The organism is Rugamonas rivuli, from assembly GCF_009380165.1.
Lineage (GTDB): Bacteria > Pseudomonadota > Gammaproteobacteria > Burkholderiales > Burkholderiaceae_D > Rugamonas > Rugamonas rivuli.
The window spans coordinates 426,130-445,229 of record NZ_WHUF01000002.1 but is presented as its reverse complement, the minus strand read 5'-3'; the positions used below and the strand labels follow the sequence as shown (position 1 = coordinate 445,229).

Here is a 19,100-nt window from a genome sequence, read left to right as displayed (position 1 = left end):
GCGCAAGCGGAGTTGAAGCCGTTTTCGATGCTTAGAATGCACCGTCTTGCAAAAAGGCGGTATTTTCTTTCATTGATAGCAGGTATTGCAAGCGCAATATAAGCAAAGTGGAATTTACTGATAGAAATTTGGTGCGCCAGCAGGGCGGACTGAATAATAAAAGGTCAAACAGTCCGTCCCGGCCGGGCGTATGAAGAATTGCTCAAGCTTGCCGCTCAGGCATGGCGGATCGCTAAACGTTGTTGTTTCGCCACAGGCCGCGCGGCCGGACGCGGCGCCGGGGCGCCGCCACGCTCCTCGGTGCCCAGCACGAAGCGGCTCATCGCCCCCACCAGTTGCTGGGTCTGCTCTTCCAGGCTGGCCGAGGCCGCCGCCGTCTGTTCGACCAGGGCGGCGTTCTGCTGGGTCATGTCGTCCATCTGCGTGACGGCCTCGTTGACCTGCTCGATGCCCGTGCCCTGCTCGGCCGACGCGGTGGCGATGTCCGACATGATGATGGTGATGCGCTGCACGCTGCTGACGATCTCGCCCATCGCCTCGCCGGCCTGGTCGGCCAGACGGTTGCCGATCTCGACCTTCTCGACGCTGCGGCCGATCAGCTCCTTGATTTCCTTGGCGGCGGCGGCCGAGCGCTGCGCCAGGTTGCGCACCTCGCTGGCGACCACCGCGAAACCACGGCCCTGCTCGCCCGCGCGCGCCGCTTCCACCGCCGCGTTCAGCGCCAGGATATTGGTCTGGAAGGCGATGCCGTCGATCACGCTGATGATGTCGACGATCTTGTGCGAACTCTCGTTGATCTCGCCCATCGTCTGCACCACCTGCGACACCACCTCGCCACCATGGGTGGCGACACCGGCCGCGCTGATCACCAGCTGGTTGGCCTGGCGCGCGTTGTCGGCATTCTGGCGCACGGTCGAGGTCAGCTCTTCCATCGACGAGGCGGTCTCCTCCAGATTGGAGGCCTGCGATTCCAGCCGTGCCGAGACATCGGCATTGCCGCTGGCGATATCGCGGGTGGCCGCGCTGATATGGTCGATGCTGCCGCGCACCTCGCCGACGATGCCGCGCAGGCTGTCGTTCATGTCGCGCAGCGCGCGCAGCATCTGCCCCACTTCGTTGGGAGCGCCGACGTCGAAGTCGTTGACCAGATTGCCGCGCGCCACGCTCTGCGCCACGGCGATGGCATTGTTCAGCGGCCGCGTCACCGACCGCGAGATCAGCAACGCCACATAGCCTGCCAGCGCCAGCAGGCCCAGCATGGCGCCCAGCATCGTCCAGCGGGTGACGTAGAAGGCGCCGATCTTGTCGGCGAGGATGGTGTCGAGCTGTTTGCTGGCCGCCGCGTTGAGCGCGAACTGCAGGTCGATGGCCTTGGTCGACAGCGCCACATAGTTTTCCGCCGAATAGGTCAGCGCCTCGGGCTGCACGATCTCGCGGTTGGCCAGATCGATAATCTGGCGCGCGGCCTGGTCGGCGTCGCGCATGGCCGGGGCCAGCGTGGTTTCAAAGTCGCCGTTGTAGCGGGTGGCCTTGTAGAAGGCGGTCAGCGTCTGGTCCAGCCGGTCCGTCACGCGCGCCACGATGGACGACAGTTGCAGACGGTCGGTCGGGCTCGCCTCCTTCTTCGCCAGCAAGCCGGCGCCGCGCGCGCGCGTCTTGCCCAGCTCCTCGGCCAGGTAGGGCAGCTGGTAGAACATGGCCTGGATCAGTTGGTAGGTGTCGCGGTCGGGGTCGAGGCTGAGGCCGTAGAAATCGCCGATCAGGTCGTTCACCTTGAGCAGCTTGGGCACCAGCGCCGTATGCGCGGCATAGCTTTGCGTGACCGAGATGCTTTTGTTGGAGACCTGGCTGCGCAAGGTTTCCCAATCGCCGCGCGCCTGCGACCAGGCGGCGTCCAAGGTGGTGTCATGCAGGCTTTTCACCAGCGCATCGGTGGTCGCGTAGGCGCTGTCGGCCTCTTTTTGCTTGGCCGCGCGCTTCTCTTCGGCGGCCGCCACTCCGCCCAGCACCAGCGCCGACAAGCCCCGGTGCTGCTGGGTCAGCTGCACCACACGCAGGCCGTCGAGCACGGCGGGGACGCCGGTACGCTCATCCAGGTAGGCATCCAGCGATTTGCCCGCTTCCCGCATGTACAGCCAGGTCGGTATGCTCGCCAGTATCACGGCAATCAGGCTCAGGATCAGGAATTTGTGCCCCAACCGCAGCCCGCCAAGAGAGGTGTGCTTGTCCATGTCGCGCTTTCGTGAGTGCCGATCACTGGACCGCCCCGCTACAAGCCCCTGCAGCGGTCCCCCTGCTTTCGATCATAGTCCGATAGAACTCGGCTGTGGTGGCTTTAAAGGCACAAGCCACCGGATCGCCCCGCCACTACATGCCCAGGGATTTCAGCAGCTCGTCATTGGCCTCGTCCTCGGCCGAGATGTCGGACGCCATCGATGACCCACCCTGATTGCTGCGCTCCTGGTCCATGAGCGCATCGGGATCTTCCACTTCGCTGGAATCGAAGTCGTGCAGACGGATGAACTCGGTCCGGTCGATCGCCAACTCCAGATAAAAGATATTACTCTTTTCTGTATAAAACGTGACGCGCCGCATCTCAGGGCGATCCAACGGTGTGTCGACGCTGAGCATGACCTGCTTGGTCAGCACCAGCATCTTCGGCTGGTTCTGGGTGATATTGGTTTGCAGTTCGCGCCGCACCTTGCCGGTGAAGTCGCCGACGATCTGGTTCATCAGCTCGCCCATGATGTTGGACACCTCGTCCGACGTGTGGGAGCTGGCCAGCTCCGACTTCGGCATGCCCATGTGCAGCATATAGCGTTCGTAGATTTCCATGGCCGTGTCGGCCGCAAAGTTCAGCACCACCAGGCCGGTGAAGCCGCCGTCGAACAACACGAAACAGCCGATGTCCGGCTTCAGGCCGGTCTTGGTGATGCGCTGCACCATGCCGGAATAATTGACTTTGCTTTGGGTGGCGACGTTCAAGACACGGGTCACTGAATTGCACAGACTCATCAGCAAGTCTTCGGTCCCGTACACGACTTCCTTGTTTTCCTCGCTCATAATCTACCTCTATTTATTTTTAAAAGATGAAAGCACAGTTTCCTGGTCCAGCGAGAGACGGAACAAGACCACTTCGCTCAGCAAGCGGACGACCTCATCTTTCCATTCCTGGTTACTGCCTGCGGCCGGCATGGTGGCCAGGGTATTGCGCAAGAGCGCGACTTCGCGCTCCAGGGCACGCACCCGCTGCACCGGATCGACCGCTTCGGCTGAGATGACCATCGCTTTCCCTTCTGGCCAGAAATAAGATTCAGAATACCGAGGTGCAAGATTTCCGTCCACCGGAATCGCGCATTTCAGTGAGAATTGCGTGCCAAAATGCAAAAAGCCCAACGGCTGCAAAAAAACGCCGCAAAGCCCGTGATTTCCGGCTGGACAGTAGCGATAATGGCATGACACCGTTCACCCACGAAACGCCCATGCGCGCCCTACTCCTCGCCCTGAGCCTGACGCTGCCCGCCAGTGCGGCGGCGCAGGCTGTGATGACCTGGCTGATGCCGGACCTGCCGCCGGCGTCGATACGCGCGCGCAACCAGCCTGGCGCCGGCATCACCGACGCCCAGATCGCCTACGTGCAGGGACGATGGCCGCAAGTCCAGCACCGCTTCCTGTATGCCAACCTCAAGCGCAGTTGGACCATGCTGGATGCCGGCGAGCAGGCGTGCTACTCCTTCACCCTGATTAACGCCGAGCGCATGCAACGCGCCCACATCGTCGAAACCGGCCTGTTGCCGCCGCTGCAGCTGGTGGCGCGGGCCGAGGTCGCGGCGGCGCTGCCGCTCAACGCCGGCGGCGAGGTCGACCTGCCGCGGCTGCTGGCGATGCCGGAGCTGCGCGGCCTGGTCAGCGAGAAGCGCAGCTTTGGCGCGCAGCTCGACGCCGCGCTGCGCCACCGTCCGCCGAACTCCACGCTCAAGCAAACGGCGATCGCCAGCTATGGCGAAAGCATCCTGTCGAAAATGCTGCTGAGCCGGGCCGACTACACCATCGACTACGACTTCGTCCTCGCCTACTACAAAGCCCGCCACCCCAAGCTGAGCGAGCTGCGCAGCTTCCCGATCGCCGGCAATGCCGAACCGATCAAACTCGGCTTCGCCTGCCCGCGAACCGACTGGGGCAAGGCCACGGCCCGCAAGCTGGACGGCCTGCTGGCCAGCAAGGAAGGCGCGCAAGCCTTGCGCAGCAGCGTGGACAAATGGATCAGCCAGGATGCCCGGCAGCGCTATGCCGAGCAGTTCTCGGCCTTCTACCGGCGGCGCGAAAAGCCGATGCTGGCGCGCGTCGAACCGTAGACCAAGGGGGCAAACCATGCGCATGCTTCTTGCTGCATTGATCGCCATCATGTGCGGCTGCGTCCGCGCCGAAGAACTGCTTGTCCCCAACGTCAACCAGCGCGAGCCCTGGACGATCTACATCATGGAGTTGCTCACCACGGCGCTGGCCAAGGCGCCGGCCGCTGAGCCCGATCAGTGGCGCTGGGTGGACACGCGCATGAACCAGGATCGCGCATTCGCGGTGCTGCGCGCCGGACGGGAACTGGATATCTACTGGAGCATGACGTCGACCGCGCGCGAACAGGGCGTGATTCCCGTGCACATCCCCCTGATGAAAGGCTTGCTGGGCTGCCGGCTGATGATCATCCGCAAGGATTCGGTCGAGCGCTTCGCCCAGATCAAGACCATGGCCGACCTGAAGCGCATCAGCATCGGCCAGGGCCTGGATTGGCCGGACACGGCCATCAACCAGGCGGCCGGGCTGCACGTGGTGACGTCGTCTTCGTACGAAACGCTGGTCCAGATGTTGAAGGCCAAGCGCTTCGATGGCATCGCCCTGGGAGCGAACGAGATCGACGAGGAGCTGGCCAAGAAGCGGGATGCCGACCTCACCATTGAAAAAAACCTTCGCGATCGCCTATCCCGCGCCGGTGTTTTTCTTCGTCTCGCCGAAGAAGCCGGCGCTGGCCGAGCGCATCGAAAGAGGCTTGCGCATCATGATCGAGGACGGCACGTTCAACGCCATATTCGACCGGCGCTGGAGCAAATCGCTGATCGCCAACAACATGAAACACCGGCTGGTGTTTAACCTCCCCAATCCGCTGCTATCGCCGCAGACGGCGGAAATGATACGGAACCACCCCGAATACTTCCTGTTCCCGCCCGGAATGTAACACCACGTAACGCACCACATCCTCAGTTGCCTAAATTGATACATTTCATGCTTTCCTGATGAGAAAGAGTTTTCATGAAATCGATTTTAGGCCGCAGCATGCTCATGCTGTACCGGACGGCGAAAGCCACGGCAATCCGGAGAATCCCCTGCTGGGCCAACGCATGGCGACCAGCAATGTGATCGGCATCATCCCCGGCAACGACCCGGACTTGTCCGAAGAAGTCATCATCATCAGCGCCCACCGCGACCATCTGGGCCAGACGCCCGACGACATCCACTATCCCGGCGCCAACGACGACTTGTCCGGGCTGGCCGCGACGCTGGAGCTGGCGCGCATGTTCATGCAGCACAAGGGGGAAAACAAGCGCACGCTGATGTTTGTCGCCTATGGCGCGGAAGAGCAGCATGAAATGGGCTCGATGTACCACGTCGCCCACCCGCTGCCGGACTTCCCGAATGAGAACATCGTGCTGATGATCTCGATCGACATGATAGGCCTGGGATACGACAAGTGGAGCAGCTTCACGCCCGCGCAGCTGAACCGCTACGCCAGCACGTGGTACGAAGAGGTGTACAACGGCGTCAACGACGACAGCGACGACTATTCGCACGAATACCCGCCCGAGAAAAGCGGAACGTTCTCCTATGATGCCGGCCCCTTCGGCAAAATCGGCATCAACAACCGGGTATTCGGCAAGGCGGAAGGCATCCCCCACTATCACAAGACCACCGATAGTTGGGAGAACGTACACTTCGGCCCGGCCGCCATCGTCACCAGGACGATTTTTGATTTCCTGTGGAAGGTGGACCAGGATCCGAGAACGCACGCCAAGCCTTGAGGGGTGCGCAGACGGCGGGCGCGGCGGTGCGGAAACGGCTAGTTCGTCTTTGATTGTCGGGCCAGCCAGTCCCGCACAGCCTCGTTCACGCGAGTTTGCCATCCGCGCCCACTCGCTTTGAGCGCATCGAGAACATCTTGATCGAAACGGATGGTGGTAGGCACCTTGGGCTTGGCCTTGACGCTCCCGACCGGGCGGCCACGGCGGGCGGCGATCTGCTGAGAGGTATTCACTCGCCCTTCGCCACGCATGGACTGGTCAAGGCTGCGCAGCAGCGCCTCCTCAAACTCGATCATCTCAGGGTCAAAAGTTGGTTTGGTTCGCTTGCTCATCAAATTTTTCCTTCAATCTCAGCAGGAACTCCGGCCGCAAATCATCGACAGTCCCCTACCGCGTCCAGCGAACCTTGCGCAACCCACCTGCACCAGGAATCACATCCCCGGCCAGCGGATTGTCAGCGATCCAGTCGATGAAATCGATACGCTCCGCCTCAGTCCATATCGCAGCAGCCGAAGCCATAAACTCCGGTGTCTCAATGACGGTTAGCATTGATTTAAGTGTACTAACAAAAAATTAGAGCAACAGGGTTAATTTGTTAGGACATCTAATCAAAGCAGGTGCATCAACGAACCGCTCCGCTCTGTTTGAAGTAAATCAAGATTGATGCTTGGCGCCCCATCGGCTAAAGGACTGACGCAGTTCAGTCTCCCGAGCTCAGCTGTCCGTCATGCCAACCGTGCTAAACAACGGCTAACTCTCGCCCGTCGTACCATAATCACAGGAATCGATAATCGCCTGGTGTCTGGCAATCTGCTCTTTCAGTGGCGCCATTTTAGCCTCAGCGCTTGCTTCGATTGTCGTCTCAGTCTCTTTCCTAGGCCTGAAAATGGCGAGCAGCACCGCCACTAGCATCACCTGGAAGAAGATAATCGGAATTAAAAACCAAAACGAAATTGAAAACCAAGCAAGGAAAATTGTTGCGGCAATGGCACCGATGAGCAGGATTAGAAGAACTAAACAGCCTTCTTTTTCTTGAGTCTTATGCAAAACTTGAATATTGCTGTCGCGCTCTTCGCATATATCGGAAATATCACTTTCAAATCGCGCGATCGCACGTTCCGACGCCATGCGGTTCATGATCAGCAGGCCCACCTCTTCCAGCATTTCCTCCTGCTCCAGCGGCGAATCATCCTCATCGCCGCGTTCGACCAGTTGCTCTCCCCCGCAGTAGCTGCAAACGCATGTGCTAGCTTTTGGACCAACATCGAGTTGTGCCCCACAGTTCTCACATTTCAGCGAAAGTACTTTCATACGCCTCTCATTTTTATCAAATGCATTTCCGGCCACGCTATCTCACGCCGGGTATGGGACTGGAACGAAAAAAGGGGCTACACGCCGAAACATGTAACCCCTTGATTCTATACAACTTAAATTCTGGCTCCCCGACCTGGACTCGAACCAGGGACCTGCGGATTAACAGTCCGTCGCTCTACCGACTGAGCTATCAGGGAATTGAGGCCCGAATTATATCCGCTCAAAACGAATTTGGCGACCCCGTCGTGAAATTTTTTGTGCCGATTTGCAAGGCCGGCAACTTCACGCCGCTAAGCGGCATGCTCCGCCGGCGCCACCCGGGGCACACGCAGCGTGAAGCAGGCGCCCCGGCCGGGTTCGCTATCGACGCGCACGCTGCCGCGCAAGGCGGCCGTTACCTGGTTGTACACCACGTGTAAGCCCAGCCCGCTGCCGCCCTGCCCCAGCCGGGTCGTGAAGAAAGGATCGAACACTCGCGCCAGATTGAGCGCGGGAATGCCGACACCATCGTCGGCAACGCTGACCTCGATCCAGTCATCGGCCAGCCTGTGCGCCGAGATCCGGATCTGGCCTTGCGCGCCATTGGGGAAGGCGTGTATCAGTGCATTGTTGACCAGATTGACCAGCGACTGTTCCAGCGGATCCGGGTAGCTATCCATGGTGATACCATCCGCCACCTCGCACAGCACACTGTGGCCGCTCTGGCGGATGGCCGGCGCCAGCGTCGCGAGGATCTCGCCGAACGTCTTCTTCAAATCGAACTCGCGCCTCCCCGCACCGGACTGGTCCACCGCGACCTGCTTGAAGCTGCCCACCAGCTCGGCCGCCCGCCCGAGGCTGTGCAACAGGATATCCGCCCCCTGGTCGATGCTGCCGATGAAGTCGTCCATGCGCTTGCGCGTCACACCCACTTCAAGCTCGCCGGCCATGGCCTCGGCATTGCTCTTGAGCGTGCTGGCCACCATCAAGCCGTTGCCGATCGGCGTGTTCAGCTCGTGCGCGACGCCCGCCACCAGCTTGCCCAGGGCCGACATTTTTTCGGCCCGCAGCAACTCGCCCTGCATCGTGCTGATCCGGTCCAGCGCCGCCTTCAGGTCGCCATTGCTGCGCAACAGCGCCCGGTTGACCTTGAGCAGGTCGGCATTGCTTGCGATGAGCTTCTGCTGCTGGTCCATGACCTGGAAGTCGGCCTCAATCGCCCGCTTGATCTCCCACAGCAGATCGACGTAACGCTGCTGATACACCCGCTTCTTGCTGTCGAGCACGCAGATCGTGCCGAACACCTCGTCGTCGGGCCACAGCAGCGGCACGCCCAGGTAGGAAATCATGTTCAGCGCAACGTCGGGATTATCTTTCCAGCGCTCGTCTTCCAGCGCGTGCGGCACGTGCAGCATGGCGCGCGTGGCCATCACCGTTTCACAGTACAGGCCGGTGTTCAGATTGGCTTTTTCATCCGCCTCGTAGGGATTGCCAGGCGTATGGCTGGAGACCAGCACTTCGATCTGCTGCGGCAGCACGCGCATGATCAGGCCGGCCGGCACATCGAAGACCTCCGCCATCACATTCGTGGTTTGCTGCCACTTCCCCAGGAAATCATCGGAAACAACATGCTCTTGAACCATCACGACAGGCTCCTTGATCAGTCGAAAACTGTGCAGTGATCCAGATGGTAGGCCGATTCGGCGAATAGTTGTAAAAAAATTCTCGCCGCAATGCAAAAAGCCCAACCGGTTAAGGCTGGGCTTTTCTGTGTTCTGGCTCCCCGACCTGGACTCGAACCAGGGACCTGCGGATTAACAGTCCGTCGCTCTACCAACTGAGCTATCAGGGATTAGAGGCAACATTTTATACTGTTTAGATCATTCTATCAAGGTTTCTGACAGAACAAGTTTTTCAGTATTTGTTGCATCCTTCCGGATTAAGCTTAGTCGCTCAACCCGAAGAAGCAAGAGTTTAAAGCACTTTGGCGATCGCGTCAATGACGATGTCGATATTGCGGGAATTCAGCGCCGCGACACAGATGCGGCCGGTATCGACGGCGTAGATCGACTGTTCGCGCAGTTTCTCCACTTGCGCCTTGCTCAGGCCCGAGTACGAGAACATGCCGACCTGGTCGCGCACGAAAGCGAAATCATGGGCTGGCGCCTTGGCCTTGAGCTTGGCCACGAAGGCTTCACGCATTTCCTTGATACGCACGCGCATGCCGGCCAGCTCGTCTTCCCACAGCTGACGCAGTTCCGGCGTGGTCAGCACGGTGGCCACCACCTTGCCGCCGTGGACCGGAGGATTCGAGTAGTTGGTGCGCACCACGCGTTTCAGCTGCGACATCACGCGGCCAGCCTCTTCGCCGGTGGCGGCGACTACGCTCAGCGCGCCCACGCGCTCGCCGTACAGCGAGAACGACTTCGAGAACGAATTCGACACCAGCAGCGGACCGCCCGCAGCGGCGAAGCGGCGCACCACGGCGCCGTCTTCCGCGATGCCTGCGCCGAAGCCCTGGTAAGCCATGTCCAGGAACGGCACCAGGCCACCATTGGTCACGGCGGCGATCACTTCATCCCACTGGGCCGAGGTCAGGTCGGCGCCGGTCGGGTTGTGGCAGCAGGCGTGCAGCAGCACGATGGAGCCGCGCGGCATGGCTTTCAAGCCGGCCAGCATGCCGGCGAAGTTCACGCCGTGGGTGGCGGCATCGTAGTAGGCGTAGTTGTTGACGGTGAAGCCGGCGCTTTCGAACAGCGCACGGTGGTTTTCCCAGCTTGGGTCGCTGATGTAGACCTGCGAATCCGGCGCGAAACGCTTGAGGAAGTCGGCGCCGATCTTCAGCGCGCCGGTGCCGCCGATAGCCTGCACCGTCACTGCCCGCTTCTCTTGAATTACCGCGCTGTCGGCACCAAATACCAGTTCTTGCACCGCCTTGTCGTAGGCAGCCAGGCCTTCGATCGGCAGGTAGGTGCGCGGGGCCGGCGCGGCGATCAGGATTGCTTCCGCTTTCTGCACGCACGACAGCAGCGGCACTTTGCCGTTGTCGTCATAATATACGCCCACGCCCAGATTGATTTTGGCCGGATTCTGGTCGGCGTTAAATGCTTCGGTAATACCCAGGATAGGGTCGCGTGGGGCCATGTCGATGGCGCTGAACAAGCTAGGATTCGTCATGATAAGATTGGATTCGATTGGAAGCGGTACGCAGCGGTTGAAGGTAGACAGCGCCCCTCGAAAAAAACGCTCAGGCCGCTGGCAGGCCATTATTTTAACAAAGGTCGGACAAGATGGCTGATTTACCAGTAGTAGATACCCCAAGCGCAACGGTAGTCACCTTCCCCGACTCGCCGTTCAAGCTGCACCAACCCTTCCCGCCCGCCGGCGACCAGCCCACCGCGATCGACCAGCTATGCGAGGGCATCGACGACGGCCTGTTCTTCCAGACGCTGCTCGGCGTGACCGGCTCCGGCAAGACCTACACGATGGCCAATGTGATCGCCCGCAAGGGCCGCCCCGCCATCGTCTTCGCGCCGAACAAGACGCTGGCCGCGCAGCTGTATTCGGAGTTCCGCGAGTTCTTCCCGGAGAACGCGGTCGAGTACTTCGTGTCCTACTACGACTACTACCAGCCGGAAGCCTACGTGCCGCAGCGCGACCTGTTCATTGAAAAGGATTCGTCCATCAATGAGCACATCGAGCAGATGCGCCTGTCGTGCACCAAGTCGCTGATGGAGCGGCGCGACGTCATCATCGTCGCCACCGTGTCGGCGATCTACGGTATCGGTAATCCGACCGAATATCACCAGATGATCCTGACCTTGCGCGCCAAGGACCGCGTGTCGCAGCGCGACATCATCGCCCGCCTGATCCAGATGCAGTACACCCGCAACGAAGTGGACTTCGGCCGCGGCACCTTCCGCGTGCGCGGCGACACGCTCGACATCTTCCCGGCGGAGAATGCGGAACTGGCCGTGCGCCTGGACCTGTTCGACGACGAGCTGGAATCGATCCAGCTGTTCGATCCGCTGACCGGCCGCGTCAAGCAAAAGATCCCGCGCTTCACCGTGTATCCAGGTTCGCACTACGTCACGCCGCGTTCGACCGTGCTGCGCGCGATCGAAACCATCAAAGTGGAGCTGCGCGAGCGGCTGGAGTTCTACCGCAAGGAGAACAAACTGATCGAAGAACAGCGCCTGGAGCAGCGCACCCGCTTCGACCTGGAAATGATGACCGAGATCGGCTTCACCAAGGGCATCGAGAACTACTCGCGCCACCTGAGCGGCGCCCTGCCCGGCGAGCCGCCGCCGACGCTGGTCGACTACCTGCCGAAGGACGCGCTGATGTTCCTCGACGAGTCGCACGTGCTGATCGGCCAGTTGAGCGCCATGTACAACGGCGACCGTTCGCGCAAGGCCAACCTGGTGGACTACGGCTTCCGCCTGCCGTCCGCGATGGACAACCGGCCGCTGAAGTTCGAGGAGTTCGAGCAGAAGATGCGGCAGACCGTGTTCGTCTCCGCCACCCCGGCCGAATACGAACGCACCCACGCAGACCAAGTAGTCGAGCAGGTGGTGCGCCCGACCGGCCTGGTGGACCCGATGATCATCGTGCGCCCGGCCAGCTCGCAGGTGGACGACCTGATGTCCGAGATCACGCTGCGCGTCGCCAAGAACGAGCGCGTGCTGGTGACGACGCTGACCAAGCGCATGTCCGAACAGCTGACCGAATACCTGAGCGACCATGGCATCAAGGTGCGCTACCTGCACAGCGATATCGAAACGGTGGAACGGGTCGAACTGCTGCGCGACCTGCGCATCGGCACCTTCGATGTGCTGGTTGGGATCAACCTGCTGCGCGAGGGCCTGGACTTGCCGGAGGTGTCGCTGGTGGCGATCCTGGACGCCGACAAGGAAGGCTTCCTGCGCTCCGAGCGCTCGCTAATCCAGACCATCGGCCGCGCCGCGCGCAACCTGAACGGCGTGGCGCTGCTGTACGCGGACCGCATGACCGATTCGATGGAACGCGCCATCGGCGAGACCGAACGCCGCCGCGCCAAGCAGATCGCCTTCAACACCGCCAACGGCATCGTGCCGCGCGGCGTGCACAAGGTCATCAAGGATATGATCGACGGCGTCTACAGCCCGCAGGATGCGCGCGAAGAGCTGCAGGTGGCGCAGGAGACGGCCAAGTACGAATCCATGAGCGAGAAGCAGATCAGCAAGGAGATCAAGCGCCTGGAGAAAGCCATGCTCGATCACGCCAAGAACCTGGAGTTCGAAAAAGCCGCACAGGTGCGCGACCAGCTGCATCATCTCAAGCAGCAGCTGTTCGGCGCACCGGGCGCGGACAATATCGCCTGATGCTTACTTGCCCGCTGACGGCGCCTTGACGAATGTGCTCAAGGCGTCGATCAGTTGCGGCGCCACCGGCAGCTCCGGGCTGCCGTAGGATTTCATCTGCAAGGCTTCGTCGCTGCCGACGATCTTCAGCAGATGGTTCATACCCTCCACCATCACCAGTTTGGCACGCGGCGCGGCCGCCGCCAGCGCCTGCGCTTCCGAAGCCTGCACCTGGATGTCCGACGTCCCCTGCAGGATCAGCACCGGCATGGACAACGCCGCAATCGCCGTGCGCGGATCGTGCTTCAGCGACGAAATCAGATACGGCTGCACCGACGGATGGTAGAGCATCATCAGACCTTGCGGCACATCGTCAACCGTCTTGCCCTGCTTGAGCGCGGCCAGTATGCGTTCGCTCTGGTCGAAGAGCGGCGGCGGCAGCTTCGGCTTGAGCTGGTCGCGCAGGATGTCGTCGAGCGGATGGCCGGCGCCGGCGATCAGCACGCAGGCATCGGCCGGCGCCTGCCGGCAAGCCTCGGCGGCGATCTGCGCGCCTTCGCTATGCCCCGCCATCACCACGCGAGAGAAGCGCGGATCGGCGCGCAGCTTGCGCAGCCAGGCGGTGGCGTCGCCGATGTAGTCGTCCAGCCGCAGATCCTGCGCCTTCCACACCGGCAGCGCGCTGGCGGCTGTGCCGCGCTTGTCGTAGCGCACAGATGCGATGCCATGCTTGGCCAGCGCCTCGGCCACCATGAGCAGCGAGTCGTTAGGGCCCGGCAGCAGCTTGCTGTTGCCGTCGCGGTCAGTCGGGCCGGAGCCTGCGTGCAGCAGCACCACCGGCACCTTGCCGCCGCCATCCGGCAGCAGCTCCGTTCCATACAAGGTGCCGCCGCCCACATCCAGCGACACCGGCCGCTGCGCCGCATGGGCCGACACAGATAACATCAACAGCGACAGCAAGAGCTTGAAGCGCATACCTATTCTCCGATTTGTTGAGGAAGACGTTTGTACAGCAGCAGCGAGTAGCCAGCCGCCAGCGGGGCCCAGGCCATGATCAGCACCAGCAGCACCCAATGCGGGGCGCCCAGGCACAAGGCGAGCAGGCCCAGTACGCCGCTGCCCACCATCAGCTGCGCCGCCAGCCGGTGCGTGGCGTACCAAACGCGTTCGCTGGCGATGGTCCACGGCGTGCGTATGCCCAGGAAGAAGTTGCGGCGCACCTTGCCCATCGGGTTGCCGGTCAGGATAAGCAGGATGAAGACGCCGGCCGGAATGGCCCGCTCCATCGGCACGCCGACGTGCAGCGTGGCCGCCAGCACCAGCGCATAAACGTAGGCGAGCATGCCGACGACAACGCCGAACGTATAGTAGTAAGTCGATTCGAAACCGGCCATGTCGAAGCGCCGCGGCGAGATGGCCGGCAGCACCACACCGGTCAGCGCGATCGCCGCCATCAGGCCGGGACCCAGCAACCATAAGGCCGCGCGCGAGCTGTAGCCGTCCACAACGCCGTCGATGTTCCAGTGCGTGGGCACGCGTTCGGGCAGCTGCGGCGAGAGGTAGTAGGTGGCCGCGCAGGCGGCGGCGATCAGGACGAAGCAAAACAGCAGATAGCGTGTTCTCATTTTTTCCTCGGTTTGGTTTCGGGGCCGGCCAGGTCCATCATCCACGACAGCACATCCTGAAGCACCGTGGTGTTCAAGCCGTACCAGATGGTCTGCCCTTCGCGGCGGCGGGTAATCAGGTCGGCTTCGGCCAGCACCGCGAAGTGATGCGACATGGTGGGTTTGCTCATGTCGAAATGCGCCGCCAGGTCGCCGGCCGTCATCTCGCCCGGACGCAGCAGGCGCAATATCTCGCGCCTTGCCGGATCGGCGATCGCCTTGAACGCATTGTTGGAAGCCTTCATATTGAGACAAACATCTAATTAGATAACCATCTAAATATAGACCTCCATCGAACCCAGGTCAAGCGATTTGACGCGTGCCGCCGGCATGACTATGATTTGCTTTTTAATTAACTGCGAAAGCGACAACCGATGCGCCTTGCCGCCACACTGGCTTTGATACCCGCCCTGCTCCTCAACTCCACCGCTGACGCCTTCGAGCGCCAGGACTGGCTGGACGACTACGCCGCGCTGAAGACAGCGCTGGAGCAGCGCTACGCCAACCTGGCGTGGTTTGCCTCGCCACAGGGCGGCGTCAATCTGCCGGCACTGGACAAGCGCACCCGCCGCCTGCTGGAGATCGCCGAAGACGATGCCATGGCCAAGGCGGCACTGTCCGGCTTCGTCAGCGGCTTCCGTGACGGCCACCTGTCCTCCGCAGGCCCGGTGCTGCAAGCGAAGATAGCGCAGCCGCCGGCGCTGCCCAACATCGACTACTCCAGGCTGAACGCAGCGCAGGCCTGCGCGGCACTCGGCTATGCACCGCAGCGCGGCGTGGCGTTCTCGCTGCCGTTCGAAAGCCTGCCCGGCACCACGCTGGAAGCCGACGGCCTGACGCGCAGCTTCCGCAGCGGCGTGGTGACGGCGCCGGATGGCACGCGCCTGGGCGTCGTGCGCATCGCCCGCTTCCGCCAGCAGGACGCCTCCCCTGCCGCCTGCGTGCAAGCCTGGTCGGAGCGCCAGGCCAAGGGTGCGATGAGCGAAGCCGACATCAAGCCGGTGAAGGAAGCCGCCAGCGCGGCCTGGATGCGCACGCTCGCGGCGCAATTACAGAGCTTCCGCGAGCAGAAGGTGGCGGCGGTGCTGGTCGATGTGGGCGGCAACCCGGGAGGCAACGACAGCGGCGACTGGGCCACGCGCCTGTTCACCGCGCGCGACGTGCATTCGGCGCGCATGCTGATGGTGGCAGCACCGCTGGCGGCGCCATACTTCGACGAGCAGCTGGATCAACTGCGCGCGGCGCAAAAGGAAAAGGATGCGACGCCGGAAGCGCGGGCGATGCTGGAACAATCGATCGCCGCGTTCGAGGCGCGCAAGGCAGGCATCGCGGCGCGCGGCTGCGATCTGTCGTGGGTATGGAATGAACAGCGGCCGTGGCAGCCGTATGGATGCAGCCGCCTGATCGACGCCGGCTACGCCAGCGGACAGGCCGACTACCTGCCGGCCAAGGCCTTCGGCAACAAGAAAATCGCCTCCAGCATCTACTGGGCGGCCGAGGTGGACGATTTGCGCGGTGCCTGGAACGGCCCGGTGTACGTACTGACCGACGGCGGCAGCGCCTCGTCGGCCGAGATGTTTGCCACGTTGATGCAGGACGCTGTCGGCGCCCGCATCGTCGGCCGCGCCAGCAGTGGCGACGGCTGCGGCTTCATGACCGACGCGCCGCCGGTGGAGCTGCCGCATTCGCACCTGCGCTACCGCGTACCGAACTGCACGCGCCTGCGCGCCGACGGCAGCAACGAGGTGGCCGGCGTCAAGCCGGACCTGCCCATCCAGCTGGCCGACGGCGAAGGCGACCGCGCCCGCGCCTGGCGCCTGCTCGATGCGGTGGCGGCCGACTTGCGCGCCCGCGCTGCCCGGCCTTAAAGCGTCTTGACGAACTCGCGTATGCCGCCGAGCAGCATTTCGATGGACATCGCGGTCAGGATCAAGCCCATCAACCGTTCAAAGGCGGTCATCACCTGAGGGCCGAGGACTTTCTGCAGTTTCTCAGCGCTCAGGAACACCGCCAGCCAGACCACGCCCACGGCCGCCAGCGCGGCCACGTGCACCAGCACCTCGCCGGTGCTCTCGCGCGAGAACAGCAGCACCGTGGCCAGCGCCGACGGCCCGGCCAGCGCCGGGATCGCCAGCGGCACGATGAACGGCTCGCCGCCCTCGGTGCGGCCCAGCACGCCATCAGGGTGCGGGAAGATCATGCGGATCGAGATCAGCAGCAGGATCACGCTGCCGCCGATGCGCAGCGACACTTCCGACAACTGCAGCGCTGTCAGGAAGTGGCGGCCGAAGAACATGAAGACCAGCAGCAGCACGAAGGCGATCGCGCACTCGCGGATGACGATGCGCGAGCGGCGCGCGACCGGCACGGGGTTGAGCACGCTGGCGAACAGCGGCACGTTGCCGAACGGGTCAGTCACCAGCAGCAGCAGGATGAAGGTCTGGAAAAAGTTCTGGGTCATGGCATCTCTGGGTCAAAAGAAAAACGGGAGCCGAAGCTCCCGTTTGCAGTGTACCACCAGATTCGACTTAAGCCGATTTGCGGCGGCGTGCTACCACACCCATCAGACCCAGGCCAGCCAGCAGCATGGCGTAGGTTTCTGGTTCTGGTACTGGCGTGGTGACGTAGGTGTAGGTCACGTTGGCGTAGCCGTTGAACGACGTAACGCTCAGCGACTTGGTGTTGCCCGAAGTGCCGTTGAATTCCGAGCTGGCGGTGCCAGCCAGGTTGGCGTGTACCGCGCCGGTGCCGGAGAACAGCGACAGCGTGGCGGCGTCCGAGAACAGTGCCGAATTGCTGAACAGCGTGGCGCCAGGAGCATAGGTCGCGCCCGACAGGCCGGCGTAGTTGGCGGAACCGTCAAACGACGCTTCGACGAAGCTCTTCGAGACCGAACCTTGCAGCACGACCAGGTTGCCGGTCGCAGCGCTCAGTACCAGTTTTTCGCTGGCGGTCGCGGTGATCGTCGAACCCGAGCTGGTGCTCAGATTTTCCACTTTCAGCGTCGGCGTGAACGAGCTGAACAGCTCTACCTTCACCGATTGCAGGGTGCCGAGCGTGGTGTTGAATTTGGTCAGGTCCAGCACGCCGTTGCCGATCTTGGCGTTGGCGATGACGTTGGAATTGACGGTAACGGTGTGGGTAGCAGCCTGGGCAGCGGCCGCACCGCTCAGGGCCGCGATAGCGACGAGAGTTTGAGTCAGTTTTTTCATGTTCTATCCGTGTTAATGTCCGTTTTTTCGGCGGGCGTATCGAGTTGGTGCAGCTCAGGCCTTGCGCGCTTTGCGCTTGGCGGCGACGCCTACCAGAGCAAGGCCGGCCAGCAGCATGCCGTAGGTTTCTGGCTCAGGGACTGGAGCGGTGGTGTAGGTGTAAGTTACCTTGCCGTAGCCGCCGACGGTGGTCATGAAGTCCGCTTCAACGCCGTCGCCGTTGGCTTGGGTGAAAGCCTTGGCCGCGAACAGCGTGGCAACATTGCCGTTGCCGGTGAACAGGGCCAGATCGCTGGCGCCATTGAAGCTGGCGCTGTTCGACAGCGAGTAAGCGTTGTTCAGGTTGAGGGTGCCGTTGCCGTCGATGGTGGCGTTCTGGCTCAGCAGAGGCGCCGAGAACAGGACCAGGGTGCTGTTGTCCGGACGGTTCAGCCACACGTCCACGCTCAGGCTGACAGGAACGGTAATCGCGTCGTCGTTGTAGTTGGTCAGGTCGACTTTGCCGGCCACGTCGGCGAACAGATCGAATTTAACGGAAGTCAGCGTGCCCAGCGATGCGTTGAACTGTGCGAAGTTCAGCACGGCGGTCAGATCGGTCTGGGTGCTGGCGATGACATTGCTGGTGAAGGTTTGGGTGGCAGCCGATGCAGCTGCGGAAACGAAGCAACCTGCTACGAAGAGAGCTTGCGCGATTTTGTTCAAATTCATTGATATTCCAATTCAGATTATTTTTTCACAGGGGAAATATTTTTGCCCAGCTAGACTTCGTGGCGTGGCAAAAAATCTGTTTCCGCCAAACCTTAAAGCAATCTTAACACAAAATATCCTATTTGCATTTCTTTTTCCACATCTAACAGGATATATTTGCAACTATTATTGCCCTAAAGTATTTATTTGTCGTCAAGTAACCACATGTAAAAAAAGCGGCCATCGGCCGCTTTCTGCAGAGCAACAAAACAGCTTAGTTTGCGCTCTCGCCCTTCTTGATCCATGCCGCCAGCTGGTGCGGCCGGATGCCGTCGTAGTCTTCGAACGGCTGGTGGATCCACGGGTTGTGTGGCAGTTCTTCCATCTGGTAGTCCGGCTTGAACACCGAGCTGCCCTTGGTCCAGATCACGGCCGAACGCACTTCGGTGACGCCTTCGAAGTTGTCCTTCAAGTGCTTCATCACCTTGACCAGCGTGACACCCGAATCGGCCAGGTCGTCGACCAGCAGGATGCGGCCGCTCAGCGGGCCCTTGGTCATCGTCATGTATTTGGCGATGTCCAGGTCGCCGCGCACGGTGCCCGCTTCTTCGCGGTACGAGCTGGTCGACAGGATCGCCAGCGGCACGTCGAAGATGCGCGAGAACACGTCGCCAGGACGCACGCCGCCGCGCGCCAGGCACAGCACCTGGTCGAACTTCCAGCCCGACTCGTGCACCTTGAGCGCGAGGCGCTCGATCAGGCGGTGGTATTCATCCCAGGAGACCCAGAGGTGTTTTTCGTTCGTTTGTGGGGTCGTCATTTGCAAAATCC

20 protein-coding genes and 2 tRNA genes are annotated in these 19,100 nt (G+C 61.7%); 5 read left to right on the top strand and 17 right to left on the bottom strand.

The features are described 5' to 3' along the window. Positions 1 to 215 precede the first annotated feature (215 nt). From GEV01_RS07175 to GEV01_RS31085, 3 genes are all read right to left on the bottom strand, one after another. Entirely contained in the window at positions 216 to 2,231 is a 2,016-nt protein-coding gene (locus GEV01_RS07175) for a methyl-accepting chemotaxis protein (protein WP_152802947.1), read from the bottom strand. A 136-nt stretch (positions 2,232 to 2,367) separates the two neighbouring features. Next, positions 2,368 to 3,063 (bottom strand): DUF3334 family protein, encoded by a 696-nt coding sequence (locus GEV01_RS07170; protein ID WP_070268678.1) that lies wholly within the window; start codon positions 3,061 to 3,063, stop codon positions 2,368 to 2,370. 9 nt (positions 3,064 to 3,072) lie between these two features. Then, positions 3,073 to 3,405 (bottom strand): hypothetical protein, encoded by a 333-nt coding sequence (locus GEV01_RS31085; RefSeq protein ID WP_235914272.1) that lies wholly within the window; start codon positions 3,403 to 3,405, stop codon positions 3,073 to 3,075. Positions 3,406 to 3,482: 77 nt separating this feature from the next. Here GEV01_RS31085 and GEV01_RS07160 point away from each other — a divergent pair, with 77 nt between their 5' ends. From GEV01_RS07160 to GEV01_RS07150, 3 genes are all read left to right on the top strand, one after another. Beyond that, a complete protein-coding gene (locus tag GEV01_RS07160) occupies positions 3,483 to 4,355 on the top strand; it encodes a TIGR02285 family protein (RefSeq protein WP_152802945.1) in 873 nt (290 codons plus the stop codon). Positions 4,356 to 4,371: 16 nt separating this feature from the next. Next, positions 4,372 to 5,145 (top strand): ABC transporter substrate-binding protein, encoded by a 774-nt coding sequence (locus GEV01_RS07155; protein WP_152802943.1) that lies wholly within the window; start codon positions 4,372 to 4,374, stop codon positions 5,143 to 5,145. Positions 5,146 to 5,288: 143 nt separating this feature from the next. Continuing rightward, positions 5,289 to 6,071, top strand: coding sequence for a M28 family metallopeptidase (locus GEV01_RS07150; RefSeq protein WP_152802941.1), 783 nt, complete (start codon positions 5,289 to 5,291; stop codon positions 6,069 to 6,071). 38 nt (positions 6,072 to 6,109) lie between these two features. Here the strand turns inward: GEV01_RS07150 and GEV01_RS07145 are convergent, their stop codons facing one another. From GEV01_RS07145 to GEV01_RS07120, 7 genes are all read right to left on the bottom strand, one after another. Further along, positions 6,110 to 6,403, bottom strand: a complete 294-nt coding sequence (locus GEV01_RS07145) for a BrnA antitoxin family protein (RefSeq protein ID WP_152802939.1) — start codon at positions 6,401 to 6,403, stop codon at positions 6,110 to 6,112. A 55-nt stretch (positions 6,404 to 6,458) separates the two neighbouring features. Continuing rightward, the gene (locus GEV01_RS30915) at positions 6,459 to 6,620 is read right to left on the bottom strand and encodes a hypothetical protein (protein WP_217428362.1); all 162 of its coding nucleotides are present in this window, start codon (positions 6,618 to 6,620) and stop codon (positions 6,459 to 6,461) included. Positions 6,621 to 6,821: 201 nt separating this feature from the next. Further along, positions 6,822 to 7,382 carry an Asp23/Gls24 family envelope stress response protein gene (locus tag GEV01_RS07140; protein ID WP_152802937.1) on the bottom strand — a complete coding sequence of 187 codons (561 nt, stop codon included), beginning with the start codon at positions 7,380 to 7,382 and terminating at the stop codon, positions 6,822 to 6,824. Between the two features lie 124 nt (positions 7,383 to 7,506). Next, positions 7,507 to 7,582: transfer RNA gene (locus GEV01_RS07135), tRNA-Asn, on the bottom strand. A 93-nt stretch (positions 7,583 to 7,675) separates the two neighbouring features. After that, the gene (locus tag GEV01_RS07130) at positions 7,676 to 9,007 is read right to left on the bottom strand and encodes a sensor histidine kinase (protein ID WP_152803990.1); all 1,332 of its coding nucleotides are present in this window, start codon (positions 9,005 to 9,007) and stop codon (positions 7,676 to 7,678) included. A 133-nt stretch (positions 9,008 to 9,140) separates the two neighbouring features. Further along, positions 9,141 to 9,216: transfer RNA gene (locus GEV01_RS07125), tRNA-Asn, on the bottom strand. A 122-nt stretch (positions 9,217 to 9,338) separates the two neighbouring features. Beyond that, complete coding sequence (locus tag GEV01_RS07120; protein WP_175022969.1) at positions 9,339 to 10,541, bottom strand: amino acid aminotransferase; 1,203 nt, start codon at positions 10,539 to 10,541, stop codon at positions 9,339 to 9,341. A gap of 113 nt (positions 10,542 to 10,654) precedes the next feature. On the opposite strand from GEV01_RS07120, the gene uvrB reads away from it, so the two are divergent. Then, positions 10,655 to 12,727 (top strand): excinuclease ABC subunit UvrB, encoded by a 2,073-nt coding sequence (gene uvrB / locus GEV01_RS07115; protein WP_152802935.1) that lies wholly within the window; start codon positions 10,655 to 10,657, stop codon positions 12,725 to 12,727. 3 nt (positions 12,728 to 12,730) lie between these two features. On the opposite strand, the gene GEV01_RS07110 is transcribed toward uvrB, so the two are convergent. Genes GEV01_RS07110 through GEV01_RS07100 form a run of 3 tightly spaced genes read right to left on the bottom strand, consistent with a single transcriptional unit; the run spans position 12,731 to position 14,615 of the window. Continuing rightward, positions 12,731 to 13,681 (bottom strand): alpha/beta hydrolase, encoded by a 951-nt coding sequence (locus GEV01_RS07110; protein ID WP_152802933.1) that lies wholly within the window; start codon positions 13,679 to 13,681, stop codon positions 12,731 to 12,733. Positions 13,682 to 13,683: 2 nt separating this feature from the next. Beyond that, the gene (locus GEV01_RS07105) at positions 13,684 to 14,331 is read right to left on the bottom strand and encodes an SdpI family protein (protein WP_152802931.1); all 648 of its coding nucleotides are present in this window, start codon (positions 14,329 to 14,331) and stop codon (positions 13,684 to 13,686) included. Then, on the bottom strand, positions 14,328 to 14,615 hold the full coding sequence (locus GEV01_RS07100; RefSeq protein WP_070268662.1) for an autorepressor SdpR family transcription factor: 288 nt from the start codon (positions 14,613 to 14,615) through the stop codon (positions 14,328 to 14,330). The genes GEV01_RS07105 and GEV01_RS07100 overlap by 4 nt, the downstream gene beginning before the upstream one ends. A gap of 129 nt (positions 14,616 to 14,744) precedes the next feature. Between GEV01_RS07100 and GEV01_RS07095 the strand changes: the two genes are divergently transcribed. Continuing rightward, a complete protein-coding gene (locus tag GEV01_RS07095; protein ID WP_152802928.1) occupies positions 14,745 to 16,238 on the top strand; it encodes a S41 family peptidase in 1,494 nt (497 codons plus the stop codon). On the opposite strand, the gene GEV01_RS07090 is transcribed toward GEV01_RS07095, so the two are convergent. From GEV01_RS07090 to GEV01_RS07075, 4 genes are all read right to left on the bottom strand, one after another. Continuing rightward, entirely contained in the window at positions 16,235 to 16,831 is a 597-nt protein-coding gene (locus GEV01_RS07090) for a MarC family protein (protein ID WP_152802926.1), read from the bottom strand. The genes GEV01_RS07095 and GEV01_RS07090 overlap by 4 nt on opposite strands. A 67-nt stretch (positions 16,832 to 16,898) precedes the next feature. Then, the gene (locus tag GEV01_RS07085; RefSeq protein WP_152802924.1) at positions 16,899 to 17,582 is read right to left on the bottom strand and encodes a choice-of-anchor E domain-containing protein; all 684 of its coding nucleotides are present in this window, start codon (positions 17,580 to 17,582) and stop codon (positions 16,899 to 16,901) included. Positions 17,583 to 17,636: 54 nt separating this feature from the next. Then, complete coding sequence (locus GEV01_RS31080) at positions 17,637 to 18,290, bottom strand: choice-of-anchor E domain-containing protein (RefSeq protein ID WP_152802922.1); 654 nt, start codon at positions 18,288 to 18,290, stop codon at positions 17,637 to 17,639. A gap of 253 nt (positions 18,291 to 18,543) precedes the next feature. Then, positions 18,544 to 19,089 (bottom strand): phosphoribosyltransferase, encoded by a 546-nt coding sequence (locus GEV01_RS07075; RefSeq protein ID WP_008450601.1) that lies wholly within the window; start codon positions 19,087 to 19,089, stop codon positions 18,544 to 18,546. Positions 19,090 to 19,100: the final 11 nt, after the last annotated feature.

Excerpts from the sequence above, each read along its gene's own strand:
- GEV01_RS07085 (WP_152802924.1), bottom strand. The coding sequence starts at position 17,582 with ATGAAAAAACTGACTCAAACTCTCGTCGCTATCGCGGCCCTGAGCGGT.
- GEV01_RS07155 (WP_152802943.1), top strand. The coding sequence starts at position 4,372 with ATGCGCATGCTTCTTGCTGCATTGATCGCCATCATGTGCGGCTGCGTC.
- GEV01_RS31080 (WP_152802922.1), bottom strand. The coding sequence starts at position 18,290 with ATGAATTTGAACAAAATCGCGCAAGCTCTCTTCGTAGCAGGTTGCTTC.
- GEV01_RS07130 (WP_152803990.1), bottom strand. The coding sequence starts at position 9,007 with ATGGTTCAAGAGCATGTTGTTTCCGATGATTTCCTGGGGAAGTGGCAG.
- GEV01_RS07110 (WP_152802933.1), bottom strand. The coding sequence starts at position 13,681 with ATGCGCTTCAAGCTCTTGCTGTCGCTGTTGATGTTATCTGTGTCGGCC.
- GEV01_RS07075 (WP_008450601.1), bottom strand. The coding sequence starts at position 19,089 with ATGACGACCCCACAAACGAACGAAAAACACCTCTGGGTCTCCTGGGAT.
- GEV01_RS07105 (WP_152802931.1), bottom strand. The coding sequence starts at position 14,331 with ATGAGAACACGCTATCTGCTGTTTTGCTTCGTCCTGATCGCCGCCGCC.
- GEV01_RS07100 (WP_070268662.1), bottom strand. The coding sequence starts at position 14,615 with ATGAAGGCTTCCAACAATGCGTTCAAGGCGATCGCCGATCCGGCAAGG.
- GEV01_RS07140 (WP_152802937.1), bottom strand. The coding sequence starts at position 7,382 with ATGAAAGTACTTTCGCTGAAATGTGAGAACTGTGGGGCACAACTCGAT.
- GEV01_RS07160 (WP_152802945.1), top strand. The coding sequence starts at position 3,483 with ATGCGCGCCCTACTCCTCGCCCTGAGCCTGACGCTGCCCGCCAGTGCG.
- GEV01_RS07170 (WP_070268678.1), bottom strand. The coding sequence starts at position 3,063 with ATGAGCGAGGAAAACAAGGAAGTCGTGTACGGGACCGAAGACTTGCTG.
- GEV01_RS07095 (WP_152802928.1), top strand. The coding sequence starts at position 14,745 with ATGCGCCTTGCCGCCACACTGGCTTTGATACCCGCCCTGCTCCTCAAC.
- GEV01_RS07150 (WP_152802941.1), top strand. The coding sequence starts at position 5,289 with ATGAGAAAGAGTTTTCATGAAATCGATTTTAGGCCGCAGCATGCTCAT.
- GEV01_RS07090 (WP_152802926.1), bottom strand. The coding sequence starts at position 16,831 with ATGACCCAGAACTTTTTCCAGACCTTCATCCTGCTGCTGCTGGTGACT.
- GEV01_RS07145 (WP_152802939.1), bottom strand. The coding sequence starts at position 6,403 with ATGAGCAAGCGAACCAAACCAACTTTTGACCCTGAGATGATCGAGTTT.
- GEV01_RS07120 (WP_175022969.1), bottom strand. The coding sequence starts at position 10,541 with ATGACGAATCCTAGCTTGTTCAGCGCCATCGACATGGCCCCACGCGAC.
- GEV01_RS30915 (WP_217428362.1), bottom strand. The coding sequence starts at position 6,620 with ATGCTAACCGTCATTGAGACACCGGAGTTTATGGCTTCGGCTGCTGCG.
- uvrB (WP_152802935.1), top strand. The coding sequence starts at position 10,655 with ATGGCTGATTTACCAGTAGTAGATACCCCAAGCGCAACGGTAGTCACC.
- GEV01_RS07175 (WP_152802947.1), bottom strand. The coding sequence starts at position 2,231 with ATGGACAAGCACACCTCTCTTGGCGGGCTGCGGTTGGGGCACAAATTC.